At 29.4% G+C, this 15745-nt stretch carries 16 protein-coding genes; 7 read left to right on the top strand and 9 right to left on the bottom strand.

Annotation, left to right across the window (positions count from 1 at the left end; all coding sequences use genetic code 11):
• Nucleotides 1–2: 2 nt before the first annotated feature.
• Nucleotides 3–650, bottom strand: a complete 648-nt coding sequence (locus F754_RS0101215) for a phosphatidylserine decarboxylase (RefSeq protein WP_023648095.1) — start codon at nucleotides 648–650, stop codon at nucleotides 3–5.
• Nucleotides 651–726: 76 nt separating this feature from the next.
• Between F754_RS0101215 and F754_RS0101210 the strand changes: the two genes are divergently transcribed.
• Entirely contained in the window at nucleotides 727–1941 is a 1215-nt protein-coding gene (locus F754_RS0101210; protein WP_023648094.1) for an NADP-dependent isocitrate dehydrogenase, read from the top strand.
• Here F754_RS0101210 and alaS read toward each other — a convergent pair.
• From alaS to F754_RS0101180, 6 genes are all read right to left on the bottom strand, one after another.
• Nucleotides 1933–4599, bottom strand: coding sequence for an alanine--tRNA ligase (gene alaS, locus F754_RS0101205; RefSeq protein WP_023648093.1), 2667 nt, complete (start codon nucleotides 4597–4599; stop codon nucleotides 1933–1935). The two genes, F754_RS0101210 and alaS, sit on opposite strands and share 9 nt — an antisense overlap.
• A gap of 98 nt (nucleotides 4600–4697) precedes the next feature.
• Nucleotides 4698–5846 carry a recombinase RecA gene (gene recA, locus F754_RS0101200; protein WP_023648092.1) on the bottom strand — a complete coding sequence of 383 codons (1149 nt, stop codon included), beginning with the start codon at nucleotides 5844–5846 and terminating at the stop codon, nucleotides 4698–4700.
• A 107-nt stretch (nucleotides 5847–5953) separates the two neighbouring features.
• Nucleotides 5954–7246 carry a TolC family outer membrane protein gene (locus F754_RS0101195; RefSeq protein ID WP_023648091.1) on the bottom strand — a complete coding sequence of 431 codons (1293 nt, stop codon included), beginning with the start codon at nucleotides 7244–7246 and terminating at the stop codon, nucleotides 5954–5956.
• Nucleotides 7243–8172, bottom strand: a complete 930-nt coding sequence (locus F754_RS0101190; RefSeq protein WP_023648090.1) for a uridine kinase — start codon at nucleotides 8170–8172, stop codon at nucleotides 7243–7245. Before F754_RS0101190 ends, F754_RS0101195 begins: the two co-directional genes overlap by 4 nt.
• A gap of 5 nt (nucleotides 8173–8177) precedes the next feature.
• Nucleotides 8178–8546 (bottom strand): GFA family protein, encoded by a 369-nt coding sequence (locus tag F754_RS0101185; RefSeq protein WP_023648089.1) that lies wholly within the window; start codon nucleotides 8544–8546, stop codon nucleotides 8178–8180.
• A gap of 3 nt (nucleotides 8547–8549) precedes the next feature.
• Entirely contained in the window at nucleotides 8550–8900 is a 351-nt protein-coding gene (locus F754_RS0101180) for a cupin domain-containing protein (protein ID WP_023648088.1), read from the bottom strand.
• Between the two features lie 183 nt (nucleotides 8901–9083).
• Here F754_RS0101180 and umuD point away from each other — a divergent pair, with 183 nt between their 5' ends.
• The 5 genes from umuD (at nucleotide 9084) to F754_RS0101155 (ending at nucleotide 12879) form a co-directional block, all read left to right on the top strand.
• Nucleotides 9084–9479, top strand: coding sequence for a translesion error-prone DNA polymerase V autoproteolytic subunit (gene umuD / locus F754_RS0101175; protein ID WP_023648087.1), 396 nt, complete (start codon nucleotides 9084–9086; stop codon nucleotides 9477–9479).
• Complete coding sequence (locus tag F754_RS0101170) at nucleotides 9457–10737, top strand: Y-family DNA polymerase (RefSeq protein WP_023648086.1); 1281 nt, start codon at nucleotides 9457–9459, stop codon at nucleotides 10735–10737. The genes umuD and F754_RS0101170 overlap by 23 nt, the downstream gene beginning before the upstream one ends.
• Before the next feature lie 95 nt (nucleotides 10738–10832).
• On the top strand, nucleotides 10833–11678 hold the full coding sequence (locus F754_RS07530) for an inverse autotransporter beta-barrel domain-containing protein (protein ID WP_023648085.1): 846 nt from the start codon (nucleotides 10833–10835) through the stop codon (nucleotides 11676–11678).
• A gap of 1 nt (nucleotide 11679) precedes the next feature.
• Nucleotides 11680–12573 (top strand): hypothetical protein, encoded by an 894-nt coding sequence (locus tag F754_RS0101160; RefSeq protein ID WP_023648084.1) that lies wholly within the window; start codon nucleotides 11680–11682, stop codon nucleotides 12571–12573.
• Nucleotides 12574–12681: 108 nt separating this feature from the next.
• A complete protein-coding gene (locus tag F754_RS0101155) occupies nucleotides 12682–12879 on the top strand; it encodes a hypothetical protein (RefSeq protein ID WP_155242589.1) in 198 nt (65 codons plus the stop codon).
• Between the two features lie 64 nt (nucleotides 12880–12943).
• Here the strand turns inward: F754_RS0101155 and F754_RS0101150 are convergent, their stop codons facing one another.
• Nucleotides 12944–13816 carry a glycosyltransferase gene (locus F754_RS0101150; RefSeq protein ID WP_023648082.1) on the bottom strand — a complete coding sequence of 291 codons (873 nt, stop codon included), beginning with the start codon at nucleotides 13814–13816 and terminating at the stop codon, nucleotides 12944–12946.
• 2 nt (nucleotides 13817–13818) lie between these two features.
• A complete protein-coding gene (locus F754_RS0101145; RefSeq protein ID WP_023648081.1) occupies nucleotides 13819–15141 on the bottom strand; it encodes a glycosyltransferase family 39 protein in 1323 nt (440 codons plus the stop codon).
• Between the two features lie 78 nt (nucleotides 15142–15219).
• Between F754_RS0101145 and F754_RS0101140 the strand changes: the two genes are divergently transcribed.
• Nucleotides 15220–15741 carry a TraR/DksA C4-type zinc finger protein gene (locus F754_RS0101140; protein ID WP_023648080.1) on the top strand — a complete coding sequence of 174 codons (522 nt, stop codon included), beginning with the start codon at nucleotides 15220–15222 and terminating at the stop codon, nucleotides 15739–15741.
• Nucleotides 15742–15745: the final 4 nt, after the last annotated feature.

The raw sequence follows: 15745 nt of genomic DNA, 5'->3' as shown, positions 1-15745 counted from the left end.
TATTATTTTCTTGCTATTAAAGTTTCACCTGAAATTGTTTTTTGTCCTACTTTAACAAGAGGTTCATAGTTCTCATAAAAAACATCGGCACGACTACCAAACCTTATCATACCAATTCTGTCACCTTGATTTAAATTTTGGTCATTATTTGTTTCACAAACAATTCTTCTTGCAATCAAGCCTGCTATTTGAACAACTATTATATCATTTCCACTATTATCTTTTATTTTATAATAATTTCTTTCATTATCTTCACTAGCTTTATCTAAAGACGCATTAAAAAATTTTCCTGGTTTATATAAAATTTGTTCTACTTTTCCTGAGCATGGAGTTCTATTTACATGACAGTCAAAAACATTCATGAATATACTTATTTTCTTAAATCTTTTATTTTCCAAACCAACTTCTTTTGGCCCATCAACTTCTTCAACTTTAATCACTTCGCCGTCTGCTGGACTAACTAAATAGTTATCGTCTTCAATGATGACTCTCTCAGGGTCTCTAAAAAAATAATATACCCAAATTGTTAACAGCAAACCAATTGCTCCTAGAAAACTGCTAAAGGATAATAAGATAATAGTTATAAATCCTGCTATAACTAAAAATTTATAACCTTCTGCATGTATCGGTGGAAATATTTTACTAAACATATTCTTCTATTTGCTAATTTTTGATTAATATGTATATAAACCAATCAAATTCAATTAATAAGATAAATTTATTTTAATGAGTAAAATCAAGGTTATTAATCCAGTCGTTGAGCTAGACGGTGATGAAATGACTCGTATTATATGGGATTTCATTAAGAATAAGCTTATACTTCCTTATCTAGACATTGGTATCAAATATTACGACCTTGGTATGAAAAGTAGGGATCATACAGATGATCAAATCACCATAGACTCAGCAAATGCCATAAAGAAAATTGGTGTTGGAATTAAATGTGCAACAATTACTCCTGATGAAGCTCGTGTTGAAGAATTTGATTTAAAGAAAATGTGGAGATCTCCTAACGGAACTATAAGAAACATTATAGGTGGTACAGTTTTTAGAGAGCCTATTATATGTAAAAATATTCCAAAACTAGTTCCTTCTTGGACTGATCCAGTAGTCATAGGAAGGCACGCTTTTGGAGATCAATATAGAGCAACAGATTTTAAAGTTCCTGGAAAAGGCAAAATGGAAGTTAAGTGGACATCTGAAGATGGAAAAGATGAAATAAAATATGAAGTATTTAACTTCACAGGTCCTGGTGTAGCGCTTTCAATGTACAATTTAGATAAATCAATTGAAGATTTTGCAAGATCCTGCTTCAGCTATGGATTAATAAAAAAATGGCCAGTTTATATGTCTACAAAGAATACAATTTTAAAAAAATACGATGGTAGATTTAAAGACATATTCCAAGAAATTTTTGAGAATGAATATGAAGAAGATTTTAAAAAAAATAATCTAACTTATGAACACAGATTAATTGATGACATGGTTGCTTGCGCAATGAAATGGAGTGGTAAATATATTTGGGCTTGCAAAAATTATGATGGTGATGTTCAATCTGATACAATGGCTCAAGGTTATGGTTCCTTAGGACTAATGACCAGTACATTGCTAACACCTGATGGAAAAGTAATGGAGGCAGAAGCTGCTCATGGAACAGTTACAAGACATTATAGAATGCATCAACAAGGAAAAGAAACTTCAACAAACCCAATTGCATCTATTTTTGCTTGGACAAGAGGATTAGCTCATAGAGGAAAGCTTGATTCTAATAATGAATTAATTAAGTTTGCCCAAACAATTGAAAAAGTTTGTATTGAATGTGTCGAAAATGGAGCAATGACAAAAGATTTAGCAATACTTATTGGTCCTTCAAGCAAATATTTAACTACAAATCAATTTTTAGATGAAATTGATGGTAATCTTAAAAAGAAATTAAATTAAAGACTTAAGTTTTTCAAAAGCCTCATCAATCTTTGATTGATCTTGGCCACCAGCTTGAGCAAAATCTTTTCTACCTCCACCACCTTGGCCTCCAATAATCTCTGATCCTACTTTTACAAATTTAACTGCATCAAACTTGTCTATTAAATTTTCAGTAACACCTACTGCAATTCCAACTTTCTCATCTTTGCTTGCAAAAACTATTACAATTCCGTCACTTAATTCTTTTTTACCTTTATCAACAAGTTTTCTTAATTCTTTTGGAGGAAGTCCATCAACTTTTTGAAGTCTTATTTTAACTTCATTTATTTCTTCATCTTTAATAATATTTTTTGATTTATCATCCAAAATTGAATTAACAGAAATTGTCTCCAATTGTTTTGATAAATTCTTAATTAGCGTTTTTTGATCTGACTGATCTAAATTTGGTTTTCCTCCTAATTTAGTTATTTGTTCTGTTAACTCAGTAATAAGTTCATCATTCTTTTCAGATGAAATATTTAATAACTTTTCTTTATTATTTAAATAATCGTCTAATTGCTTGTCTCTTAAAGCTTCAATTCTTCTTACACCCGCAGCAATAGAAGATTGGCTAATTATCTTGAATTTACCTATATCACCTGTATTTTTTACGTGTGTTCCTCCACAAAGTTCTGTTGAAAAATATTTTCCATCTTCATCTCCCATAGAAAGAACTCTAACCTCTTCTCCGTATTTTTCTCCAAATAAGGCTAAAGCGCCATTTTTAACTGCCTCATCAGGTGTCATTAATCTTGTTTTTACATCAGAATTTTTAGAAACCATTGAGTTAACAAAATTTTCAATCTTTTCAATTTCTTCATTCAAAATAGGTTTCATATGACTAAAATCAAATCTTAATCGACTTGGCTCAACTAATGAGCCTTTTTGAGTTACGTGAGCTCCTAATACTCTTCTTAAAGACTCATGTAACAAATGGGTAGCAGAATGATAAGATCGAGTATCATTCCTTCTTTCAACATTTATCTTTAATTCAACACTATCTTCTAACTTAATCGATCCACTAACAACTTTTCCATAATGAACAAATAAATCTCCAAGTTTCTTTTGGACATCTGTTACTTCAAATTTGAAATCATTTGTTGTTATGGTGCCTGTATCACCTACTTGACCACCAGACTCACCATAAAATGGAGTTTGATTTACTACTATCATTCCCTCATCATCCTTTAATAAAATTGAAACTTCTTTGTGATTTTTTAACAAACATTTTACAACACCCTCCGATTGATCATTTTCATAACCAAGAAATTCTGTTGCACCAATTTTTTCTTTAATACCATACCAAATTTTTTCGATTGCACTATCTCCAGAACCTTTCCAATTTTTTCTAGCTAATTCAATACTCTCTCTCATTAAAACGCCAAATCTTTCTTTGTCAAATTCTAGTGATTTTGATTTTAAAATATCTTCTGTTAAATCAATGGGAAAACCATAGGTTTCATAAAGTTTGAACGCTATATCACCTGGTAAAACTTTATCTATCTTTGAAATTTCTTCATTTAAGATTTTAATCCCTCGATCTAGAAGAACTAAAAACTTTTCCTCTTCCATTTTTAAAGTTTCTTTAATTAAAGACTCGGCCCTAACTAGTTCAGGATAGTTACCTGACATTTCATTTTTAAGTGTATCAAATAAATTAAAAAAAACTGGGTCTTTAGATCCAAGCAAATGTGAATGTCTCATTCCTCTTCTCATTATTCTTCTAAGGACATACCCTCTACCTTCATTAGAAGGTAGTACACCTTCTGCAATTAAAAAAGCACTAGCTCTTAAATGATCTGCAATAACTCTAAAGCTTGATTGATTAGATTGATCTTGTTTAATCTTAATAATTTCTGAAGCTGAGCTTATAATTTTTTTAAAATGATCTGTTTCATAATTATCATGTGTTCCTTGCAATAAAGCTGCAACTCTTTCTAGGCCCATTCCAGTGTCAACAGACGGTTTTGGAAGATCAATTCTTTTATCTTTTGAAATTTGTTCGAATTGCATGAAAACTAAATTCCATATCTCAATAAATCTGTCTCCATCCTCATCTTTTGTTCCAGGTAGCCCGCCAGCTAAATGATCACCATGGTCATAAAAAATTTCCGAGCATGGTCCGCAGGGACCAGTCTCACCCATTGACCAAAAATTGTCAGATGTTGCAATTCTAATAATCTTATCATCACTAAAACCAGCTATTTTCTTCCAAAAATTGAAGGCTTCATCATCTTCATGATAAACTGTTACGTAAAGTCTATTTTTATCTATACCAAAATCTTTAGTAATTAAATCCCAGGCATAATGAATTGCCTGTTCTTTAAAATAATCTCCAAATGAAAAATTTCCTAACATTTCAAAGAAAGTATGGTGTCGTGGTGTGTATCCAACATTTTCTAAATCGTTATGTTTTCCACCTGCTCTTACACATTTTTGTGAAGTAGTAGCTCTTTGATAATCTCTTTTCTCTAAACCAGTAAATACATTTTTAAATTGTACCATCCCTGAGTTTGCAAACATTAAGGTAGGATCGTTATTTGGAACTAAATTACTAGACTCAACAATCTTATGATCATTCTTCTCAAAATATTTTAAGAATGTATTCCTTATTTCGTTTAAAGATTTGTCAGCCATATTTTTAAAATACAGCTTTTTTATTTTATGTCTAGATAACAGTAAGGGAAAAAAGGCGCTTAAATTAAGCGCCTTTTAATAATTAAAGATGACTTTAACTAATTTTTTTTAGTAGGAACTACTTCCTCTTTAGCTTCTGCCTTTGGATCTTCTATTTGATCTTTTGCAGCTTTTTCTGGGTCTAGAGGGTTTCCTTCAATTTTTTTTGAAATTACTCCTGCTTTTTCTCTTATTGCCATTTCTATTTCTGCAGCAATATTAGGATTTTCTTCTAAATAGATCTTAGCATTTTCACGACCTTGACCTATCTTCTCTCCTTTATAAGCATACCAAGCACCAGATTTTTCAACTATTCCAGCTTTTGCTCCAAGATCAACTAGCTCACCAACTTTGCTAATACCTTTTCCGTACATTAGATCAAACTCAACCACTTTAAATGGCGGGGCTACTTTGTTTTTGACTACTTTAACTCTTGTTGAGTTACCTATAATCTCATCACCATTTTTGATTGCACCGATTCTTCTAATATCCATTCTTACAGATGAATAAAATTTTAATGCATTTCCACCTGAAGTAGTTTCTGGACTTCCAAACATTACTCCAATTTTCATTCTAATTTGATTGATAAAAATCATCATAGTGTTTGTGCTTGAAATCGATCCTGTCAATTTTCTCAATGCTTGACTCATTAATCTTGATTGAAGACCAACATGATGATCTCCCATTTCTCCTTCGATTTCAGCTCTTGGAGTTAGCGCAGCAACTGAGTCCACTACAATTACAGAAACTGACCCTGATTTAACTAATGTATCAGCTATTTCTAAAGCTTGTTCACCTGTATCTGGTTGTGAAATTAATAATTCTTCTGTATCTACACCGAGTTTTTTTGCATAAACAGGATCTAATGCATGCTCCGCATCAACAAACGCACATATTCCACCAGCTTTTTGAGCTTCTGCAACAACCTGTAATGCTAATGTTGTTTTTCCTGACGACTCTGGTCCATAAACTTCAACAACTCTTCCTTTTGGTAAGCCACCTATTCCAAGTGCTAAGTCTAAGCTTAAAGATCCTGTTGATACCGATTCAACATCCATTGCTTTTCTTTGGCCAAGCTTCATTACAGAGCCTTTTCCAAAATTGTCGGTAATTTGTGCTATTGCAGCATCTAACGCTTTATTTTTTTCGTTACCTTCTGCTTGTTGTGCTTTTGTAGTTTTAACTACTTTTAAGTTGTTTTTAGTCATTTTTAGCCTTTTTTATTAATATTTTTAACTCTCGAATCATGCTCTAAATGTACACATTTTGTTCTTATTGGCAATATATTAATTTTTAAGGCTAAAAAAACAAATAATTACTTAAGTTTTAGATACTTGCTATTTAAAAGCCCAACTGCTTTAAGCAGATTATATTGAGCCATAAGGTAATTTCTCTCAGAACTAGCTAGAGATATTTGTGCTGAAAGTAATAAAGTATTTGATTGAATGACATCTAGAGTAGTTCTTGAGCCTCTTTCATACTCTGCAGCAATTCCATCATTTGCTATTTTAGCTGCTCTAACTTGAGCTTTTACAGAATTTAAAAAACTTTCTGAAGATTCTAAACTTGACCATGCGGTTGCAACATTAGTTTCATTAGTTTTAACAGCATCATTTAATAATAATCTTTTTCTATTAGTTAAATTAGAATTTTTATTAATTGTTGATCTTTTTTTGCCTCCTGAATAAAAAGGCCAACTTACTGTTGCTTTTAAAATATCTTTTTCTCTTTCATCAATTGTTGATGTAAGCTCATCAGCATACGATCTTTCTAAGGATAATGATGCTGTGGGTTTTAAATCTGATTGAGATATTGCTAAATCTTTTTCTGATTGTTCTAAATCAAATTTTGCGATTTTAATATCTGGATTATTTTGTTTAGATAAGTCAATTGCTTCATTTAGAGAATTTGGAATACTTACAATTGATCTTGAATTTTTCTTTAATTGATTTGGGTCAGCTATCTTTCCAATTATATTTTCGTAATTTAATTTAGCAATTAACAGATCACTTTTTGCTTGAGTAAATTGAGCTTGAGCACCTGCTAATGAAGACTCAGATTGTGCTAGATCAGTTATTGTAATTTGTCCACGATCTAATCTAATTTTATCATTTTCAACCTGTCTTCTTAAAAGATTTAAATTTTTTCTATTTATATTTAGTTTTTCTCTTGCTAAGATTAAATTTGAATAAATGTCTATTGCACTATGAAGAACATCTTGTTCTTTTTTGATTAGTTTTGCCTTAGCCAAATCTAGTGCTGAAATATTTTTTTCGTGAGTTAAATCTCTTCCAAAATCCAAGATTGTCTGCTCTAGTTTTATTGAAGTGGTAAATGGATTTACATCGTTTATTGAAGTATCGCCTCCACTTTGACTTGTAAGATTATTAGTTTCTTCAATACTTTTGGATCCACTTAAAGTTAATGATGGTCTATATCCCGCTTTTGAAATATTAATATCTTCTTCTGAGGCTTTTATATTTTCTCTTTCAGCATTTAGTTGAATATTATTTTGATAAGTTTGGTTTAAGGCATCATATAAAGTAACTGCAAAAGCGTTACTAAAAATAAATATTGTTAAACTAATAGATATTAATAAATTTTTCATTTTGACTTATATACAACAGATTTAATTTGATGGTTACTATTTAAATTAAATATTATAGACGCATATCTAGGCATTTTTTTGAACATGTTTTCTGTAATTCTTTGATAAGTTTGCATAAAGTTTATCACATCCCCTTTGTTCATTAACTTGTGACTAGATGATTTTTTAGTTTTAAGCCATAATTTATGCTCTTGTTTTAGTCTCCATTTTTGAAGCAAACTAAAATTTTTAGCTTTTAAATAAATCATACAATTAAGTTGAGAGTATAATGTTTTATATTTTGTCTTTAATTGTTGGTTAACATGTTTTCTCCAAATAAGTTTTTGGTCATTTATTTTTTCAAGTGAATTAATAGATTTTTTAAGAGTTTTATTTACTTCTGCTTTTGCACCTACACACCAACCTTCAAATATAATTACATCTGGTTTTTCTCTAATTTTGTACCAATTTTTTTTGGGAAATCTATCATCAACAGCTTTATTAAAGTTTGGTATATCAATCTTTTTAAAATTCTTACTTTTCACCTTTTTAAAAAAATCTAACATCATTTTTAAATCATGAGTTCCTGGTACTCCTCTTGTGGCTAACATTGGATGAATTTTTTTTGATAAATTTATTCTTTCTTTTCGAGTTTTATAAAAGTCATCTATTGAAATTTTAAATACTTTTAATTTGAAATACTTTTCTAATATAATCTTTATAATTGAACTGATGGTTGTTTTGCCAGTTCCTTGTCCACCTGCCAAACCTACAAAGTAAGGTTTTTTATTATCAGATTTGTTTGCTATCCAAAAACACAATGGAATTAAAAAAGATTTCAGCATTCCATCTTTGTTTCTAAATTTTTCAGTAGATGTTTCTTGTGATTTAATAAATTTAAAACAATTTTTTTTAACTTTATTAAAACACTCTTCTGTAGCTTTCATTGAACTTATTTTTTCTGATCTAGTGGATGGTTTTGACCATCTATCAAAGTTATATCTTTTAAGTTTGCTGCATCAACTTCATCAACACAACCTAAATTAAATCCAGTCATAGCAGGATTACTTCTAGGATGATGATGAGTGTATATTCCACATTCAGAACAAAAATAATGTTTAGCTACTTTTGTATGAAATTGATAAAGCTTTAATTTATCCTCTCCTTTAGTAATTTTAAACTCTTCATTTTTAACCATACCCATTGTTGCATTTTTTCTTTTGCAAATAGAACAATTGCATTTTACAATTTTTGCTAATTGATTAATTGGAACACTAATTTCAGCTTCAATACATCCACAATGGCATGTTAGTTTCGGCACTTATTATTCTCCCCATTTTCCATGAAACTCATAAACTACTGCTGGCTCATCACCTACTACCCATCCATCATGACCTGGTTCTATTGAATATGCATCTCCTGCTTTATAAGTTAATTCTGTACCATCATCATGCTTAGCACAAACTGCTCCAGAAACTATTACTCCAAGATGTTTTGCTTTACAGCTATCGGTACCTACGGTTGGTTTAATATCTTGTGACCATTTCCAACCAGGTTGTAAAACTAATCTCATTACTCTTTGATCTCCTATTTTTACAATATCCATTTTAGCATTGTTAAAGCTGGTGTTGCTTTCATCTGGATTATCAAAAGTTTTAACTTCAATTGAGCTCATAGTTTTCTCCTTTTATAATTAAATTATAATTACAGACTACTAATGGTTTAAGTTATCCACAAGCATACAAAATGTAGTTTTGATGTTCACGTTTTGATTCACTTTTGATTCACTTACAGACTCAAAATACAACTTCTTGCGTGTATTGTGTAACTAGGCTATAAAATAGAACAAAACAAGAACATGAAACTAACAATCCCTTATTATCTACATAAAGCAGGCGCTGGCTTTCCCTCTCCTGCAACCGATTATATCGAAGAAGATATCGATTTAAATATGCATTTAATAAAAAATGTTCCAGCTACTTTCATTATTAGAGTGCAAGGTAAGTCTATGGTGGATGTTGGAATTAACGATGGAGATTTATTGGTAGTCGACAAAAGTTTGAAACCAAAAAATTTTTCAACAGTGATTGCAAACGTTCATGATGAACTTGTCGTTAAATCTTTAGTTCAAGAAAGAGATAAAAAATTTCTAACTTCAGGATCTAAAGAGTTTACTGACAGAATTTTAATTAATGAAGAACAGGATATATTTATCTGGGGAGTTGTAACTTATGTCATCCATTCTACGTACTAAAAAAATAGCATTAGTTGATTGTAATTCTTTTTACGTTTCTTGTGAAAGGTTATTCAATCCTAAAATAAGAAGAAAACCTGTTGTAGTTTTATCTAATAATGACGGTTGTATCATCTCAAGATCTACTGAAGCAAAAGCTTTAGGAATTAAAATGGGTGAGCCTTATTTTAAAGCAAAAGATATTATCATTAAAAACAAAGTAGAAGTTTTCTCGTCTAATTATTCTTTGTATGGAGATTTATCTAGACGAGTAATGAGAACTCTTAAAAGATTTAATTCAGATATGGAAATTTATTCTATTGATGAAGCATTTTTAGATTTATCTAATTTTCCAGATCAAGATGTGGAAAAAGTTGGAAAAGAGATTAGGGAAACAGTTTTGCAATGGACTGGTATTCCAACTAGTATTGGGATTGCTAAAACAAAAACCTTGAGTAAAATTGCAAATCAAATTGCAAAGAAAAAGCAATCAGGAGTTACTAGTTTAATTGGAATAGAAAATTTAGATCCTGTTCTTGAAAAAATTCAAATTAATGATGTCTGGGGTGTTGGCAAACAATTAACAAAATTTTATCAAAAACATGGTGTCTATAATGCGAAGCAACTTAAAAATAAATCTAACAGCTGGATTAAGAAATCTTCTAATGTTTTAAGTTCAAGAACTGCAATGGAGCTTAAAGGTATCCCTTGTATTAATCTAGAAACCACCACCACAAAAAGGAAAAGTTGTGTTGTCTCAAGATCGTTTGGAAAAAGAGTTGAAAGATTTCAGGAATTAAAAGAAGCTGTTGCAAATTATTGTTTAAATGCATCTGAGAAAATTAGATCAGAGTCGTTAGTTGCAAAAGCAATCACAGTATTTGTTAGAACTAGTCCCTTTCAAAGAAACTATGGTTACTATTCAAATACAAAGACAATTGATTTTCCAATTGCAACAAATAATAGTATCGAAGTAGTTAAAACTGCAGTTACAATACTTGAGAGTATATTCAAAAATGGTTATCAGTATCAAAAAGCAGGTGTGATGCTTACAGGGCTTTCTAATGCTAATGATAAAACTAATCTGTTTTCATCTGAAAAAGATGAAAAAATAAACAGTTTAATGAGATCTATTGATAACACTAATCATCGATATGGAAGATCTACTTTAAGTATTGCAAGTGCTGGTGTTCAAAAGAGATGGAACATGAAAAGAGAATACTCTTCCAAGATAGATACAGCTGATTTTTATTGTCTACCAACGATTATAGCGAGTTAACAAAGCAAGAGCTATAAGAAATATCCAGAATTTTAAATCACATTTGTTATTAAGATTTAAAGATAGTAGAGTTATCGAGTAATATTCAATTTATAATGAAAGCTTTAATTATTTTAACTATAATAATTTTCTCAACACCTTTTTCTTTTGCTGATACTATAAAAATTAAAGATAAATTTCTTAATTCAATTGAAAATTTATTAAATGATAATTTTAAAGGTACTGATTTTACAATAAAATCTAAAGAAAACACTAAGCCAGAGATTGGAATTTTAACCTTAAAGCCAATAATTGATAATGATGACGGTTTATTATTTTTTCAAGGCTCACTTTTTACACACGATGGGGATAGAGAAACTTTAAATTTGGGTTTAGGTAATAGAATATTTTTAAATGATGATAAATTCATGTTTGGAGTTAATGGATTTTATGATTATGAATTAGATTATAATCATCGAAGACTAGGTATTGGTACAGAAATAAAATCATCTATACTTGAACTAAATACTAATCGCTATCTAGGATTATCGGAAACTAGAGTTGGAAAGAATAATGATAAAGAAGTTGCTGTAGATGGTTATGATATAGAATTAGGTGCTCATGTTCCTTTTATACCCAGTGCTAAAATTTATACTAAAATTTTTGAATATGAAATTCCTGGTGGTTCTGATTTTGAAGGAATGAAATATTCTTCAAAAATTGGTGTACCCAACTTTGGTATTGATGTTGAATTTGGTTTTACAGATTATACTGGTAGTGAAGATGAATGGTTTTTTGATTTAGTTTATAGTTTTGGTAAAAAGACCTCTGATAAAAGTTTTATAACTAATGAAGCTTATGAAAAAATTTCAATGAAAGATAATAAATACAATAAAGTAAGAAGAGAAAACTTAATTGTTAAGTCAAAAGAAAGTTTCTCAATTAAAGCAGCTGGATTTTAATATGAAAAAATTTAAAAATTTATTTTTATCTTTAATAGTAATTTTTTTATTTGAATTAACATTTGCTAAAATAGCTAATACTGCTGCATGTACTGCAACAAATGGTGTTTATTCTAAATCTGAAATTCAAACTGGAGGAGGATGTGGAATACTTCCAGAACATTATGAGGTAACTATTTATAAGATATATTTTTGTAGAAGTGAGCCAACAACTCCAACAACTTCAGCTGGCGTAGATTTAGCTGACTGTTTTCAAATATTTAATAATGATAGTGGTTCAATAGCAGTAGTTTTTCAAAACCAAAGTATTGATTTAACTGGGGAAATCACCAAACCTCCCAATGGGACATATACTCATGGTTACGCAATGATGAATAACACATTTAAAATAAAAGCATCACTTAAAATTGATGGTTCAATGGATGGACAAGCTAGTGGATCTGGTGTTTTTTGTAGAACAGCAGAAGCTAGTGGTGATTATACATTCTCATCAGGGACTACTGATAACCGCTCAATATGTTCGGATACTGAAGAAGTAGCTGGTACGTATACTGAAACTTTTACACATTTAGGAGTAAATTCGGAAACATGGGATCCTACTAGTATAGTTAATAATATTAATGGAACATCATCATCTATAAAAGCTATATTGGTTGATGAAAATGGCCATTTAGCTGCAAATGAAGCTGAAGTAGATAAACAAGAGGGATTCACTGCTTTTGGAAATCCATTAATTATAACAAATAATACTATTGATATAACTTTGAATTTTAACGTAAGTACAGCTGCTGCCTTAGCCACAGGAGGAGGAGACAGTATATATATGGGTGCCGGTGCTTTCTCTGCAATGTTTACAACAACAGAAAGAAAAAGAAGAAGAGGTGCTTGGAGATAATAAAACTTTTTTGCTACAAAAAAATAAAAGAAATATCCAGAATTTTAAATTATATTTATTACAAAAATTATTAATAAATAGAATATGCAAAATCAGGAAATAGTCAAAATGATAGAAAACCTCAAGGGGCGAAAAAACTATGAAGAAAAAAAAGCATCTAAATTAGGTTTTGCATCTCTTTATGCTTATTTTGAAGATAAAATTTCAAAGAAACAGAAGGCTATTGAAGATAAACAAAGAGGATTAGAAGATGCAAAGATTAATGACAAACCAAAAGAAAATAAAAAAAGTTGTGGCTGTTGTTAAATAAATAAGTTTTTATAATCCAGAAAAGTTACCTAATTTAAAAGAATATTTTTAATTTTTTTCATTATTTAATTTTTTCTATATCATGAATATTTTCTAAAGATTTGTCAAACTCATCAATATTCTCCCTTAAAGATAAAGTAGAGATAGAATAGATCATAACTAATAGTAAAGCTAAAGGTATTGAGGTGATAATTGAAGCATTACTTTTAATTAAAAGAATATAAAAAACTATAAATAAAGCCGAACGAATTAAGACTGTTTTTCTAAAAACACTAATAATTGAAAGTGAATGTTTTAATAAATTAAAAAAACTCATTTTAGAGGGGCCAAAATATCTAGTGCCTCTAGTAGAAGGAATAGATAGTAAATTTTTTTCAGTTTTTTTTAATGACCCTGAAAAACTATTCCAAGTAGATTTTTCTTTGAGTATTTTTTCTATGGTTGATCTTGATAAACATGTAAAATTTCCAAATTTAATAGACTGACCAGTAAATGCTAAAGTTAAAAATTTATGGAATAGGTAACAAAATTTGAAAAATAAATTTTCAGATCTTTTAACTCTCTCACCTACTATAGATTGACCACTTGATTGTTCTGCAAGCTGAATAAAATTTTTAACCTCTTCTGGCCGATCCTCTCCATCACCGTCCATTGGTATAATATAATCGAATTCTTTTTTTTCATAAATATACTTAAGTCCAGACGCTATACATCTTGCATGCCCTCTATTTTCTTTCATATTTACAATTTCAATAGAATTAATATTTTTAATATCTTGATATTCATCAATTATCTGTTGAGAAGATGCATCATTGATAACAACCACTGAAATCACAGAATTAATACCCTCTATTTCAGAATTAATATTTGTAATTAATTTAGTTAAGCTCTCTCTATCATTATAAATTGGAATTAAAATTGTATATTTTTTCATGGTTATTTTGAACCAACACAGACATTATCAAGACACATATAATCTTTCAATTGGTCAAGCTTTTCTCTTTCAACAAACCCTTGCCACACTGGTCTTGATTTTAGATGATATGATAAATTGCCGGCATTCCACTCATTTCCGTAAACAACATTTATTTTTGATTTAAACTGTTGATCCCAAGCATATTGAGTTTTAATAGCAATTTCTTTACCTGGATAATCTGTTCTTTTGAAATCCTTTGATAATGAGATGTACACATACAATATAGGTGATAAAAAAAATAAAAAGATAAATCCAACCATAAAGGGTTTTAACTTTTTGATATTAATTTGAGCTTGAAATAAGTAGACGAACAAAACTCCAAAAAATAAATAAAACGGCGTCATCCACATTGTTCTAATCTTAGAGCCTGTAACTACAGAAGTTAAAAACATTAATAAGATTGGTAAAATATTAATTGCTAATAAAAAAAGTAATCTTTTGTCTTTAAAATTAAATTTAAATTTAACTTTTTTTGCCAATAACCAGACTAAAACTAAGAATGGAATTAATAATCCAACTTGCTTTATTAAAAAAATAAGTGGAAATTTAATATGATCGATCAAACTAGATTGCTCTAATCCAGTTCTAGCTAGTCCATAAGTGATGGTAATGAATTCATTGTTATTTAGCCAAATTAAATGAGGAACTAAAATAATTAAAAATACCTCAAGAGTTATTAGATATTTAAAATCAAATTTTCTTTCTCTCTTAACAAGTATTAAATAAATAAACAAAAGATCTATTGAAGCTAAAAGATAGACAAATAAATATTTCGATAAAAATCCAAATGCTGCAAATAATCCAACTAAAAAACAGTCAGTAAATTTTATTTCTTTACTAGTATAAATTTTCCACGAAAAATAAACTGTTAATGACCAAAATGGTAGTTGACAAACATTTACGTTAAATTCAGGAGTGGTAAAATTATAAAAATAAATTGCCTCTATTAGTAAAACTGAAATTAATCCCAGTAAATCATTGTTAAAAAATTCTTTCGAAAATTTAAATACATAATAAAAAGAAATAAGTATAAAAATTTGACTAAGAAAATAATATGCCCAATCTTGAGAACCAAAAATTTGAAAAAAAATTTCTGGAAAAAAAGCACTCATTGGAGGATGTTTATTAAATCCCCAATCTAAATTACTTCCCCAAGCTAAAGCCTCTATAGTATCTAGTGGTAAATTATGATTGGTTATTGATGGAATTAAAGTCCAAAATATAAGATGTGCTGTTACGAAAATATAAAAAATATTATTTATATTTCTGCTATTATTAGTCATTTATAAATATTTATCTCAATTCAGCTTGCTTGACACCCCTAATTTGCTGAATATACTCCGAAAATTCAAATTTAAACTATGCCAAAGACTACTAAAGTTAAAAAAAAAGTTTCAAAACCAAAAGCTAAAGTTGTAAAAAAAAAGACAAAAACAATAGCTAAACCAAAAGTTGCTGCAAAAGCTTCTATAAAAATTTCAAAAACATATGTTCCAAAAGATACTGAAAAATATATGTGTGAAAAACATAAAGTTTTTTTTAGAATGAGATTAACAGAATGGAAAAAAGATTTAGTTAAAGCAAATAATGAGGCACTTTACTTCGGAAGCATGGACGACAATAGTATTTCAGCAGATGTAGTTGATCAAGCAAGTTCATACACAGATAAAAATGTAGAGATGAAAGCCATTAACAGACAAATAAAATTAATCTCTGAAATTGATAAAGCCTTAGCAAGAATTAGAGAAGATATTTACGGATACTGTTTAGATACAGCAGAACCCATTGGATTAAAAAGATTAATAGCAAGACCTGTTGCAAAATACACTATTGCAGCTCAAGAAAAACATGAAAAAAATGAAAAAGTTCATGCAGATGATTAAATTT

It is taken from the genome of Candidatus Pelagibacter ubique HTCC8051 (assembly GCF_000472605.1).
GTDB lineage: Bacteria > Pseudomonadota > Alphaproteobacteria > Pelagibacterales > Pelagibacteraceae > Pelagibacter > Pelagibacter communis_B.
Note: the sequence above shows the minus strand (reverse complement) of the source record. Positions and strands in the feature narration are given on the sequence as shown.

What these genes read in the sequence shown, in the direction of transcription:
- F754_RS0101215 (WP_023648095.1), bottom strand. Translation starts at nt 650, where the DNA reads ATGTTTAGTAAAATATTTCCACCGATACATGCAGAAGGTTATAAATTT.
- F754_RS0101210 (WP_023648094.1), top strand. Translation starts at nt 727, where the DNA reads ATGAGTAAAATCAAGGTTATTAATCCAGTCGTTGAGCTAGACGGTGAT.
- alaS (WP_023648093.1), bottom strand. Translation starts at nt 4,599, where the DNA reads ATGGCTGACAAATCTTTAAACGAAATAAGGAATACATTCTTAAAATAT.
- recA (WP_023648092.1), bottom strand. Translation starts at nt 5,846, where the DNA reads ATGACTAAAAACAACTTAAAAGTAGTTAAAACTACAAAAGCACAACAA.
- F754_RS0101195 (WP_023648091.1), bottom strand. Translation starts at nt 7,246, where the DNA reads ATGAAAAATTTATTAATATCTATTAGTTTAACAATATTTATTTTTAGT.
- F754_RS0101190 (WP_023648090.1), bottom strand. Translation starts at nt 8,172, where the DNA reads ATGAAAGCTACAGAAGAGTGTTTTAATAAAGTTAAAAAAAATTGTTTT.
- F754_RS0101180 (WP_023648088.1), bottom strand. Translation starts at nt 8,900, where the DNA reads ATGAGCTCAATTGAAGTTAAAACTTTTGATAATCCAGATGAAAGCAAC.
- umuD (WP_023648087.1), top strand. Translation starts at nt 9,084, where the DNA reads ATGAAACTAACAATCCCTTATTATCTACATAAAGCAGGCGCTGGCTTT.
- F754_RS0101170 (WP_023648086.1), top strand. Translation starts at nt 9,457, where the DNA reads ATGTCATCCATTCTACGTACTAAAAAAATAGCATTAGTTGATTGTAAT.
- F754_RS07530 (WP_023648085.1), top strand. Translation starts at nt 10,833, where the DNA reads ATGAAAGCTTTAATTATTTTAACTATAATAATTTTCTCAACACCTTTT.
- F754_RS0101160 (WP_023648084.1), top strand. Translation starts at nt 11,680, where the DNA reads ATGAAAAAATTTAAAAATTTATTTTTATCTTTAATAGTAATTTTTTTA.
- F754_RS0101155 (WP_155242589.1), top strand. Translation starts at nt 12,682, where the DNA reads ATGATAGAAAACCTCAAGGGGCGAAAAAACTATGAAGAAAAAAAAGCA.
- F754_RS0101150 (WP_023648082.1), bottom strand. Translation starts at nt 13,816, where the DNA reads ATGAAAAAATATACAATTTTAATTCCAATTTATAATGATAGAGAGAGC.
- F754_RS0101145 (WP_023648081.1), bottom strand. Translation starts at nt 15,141, where the DNA reads ATGACTAATAATAGCAGAAATATAAATAATATTTTTTATATTTTCGTA.
- F754_RS0101140 (WP_023648080.1), top strand. Translation starts at nt 15,220, where the DNA reads ATGCCAAAGACTACTAAAGTTAAAAAAAAAGTTTCAAAACCAAAAGCT.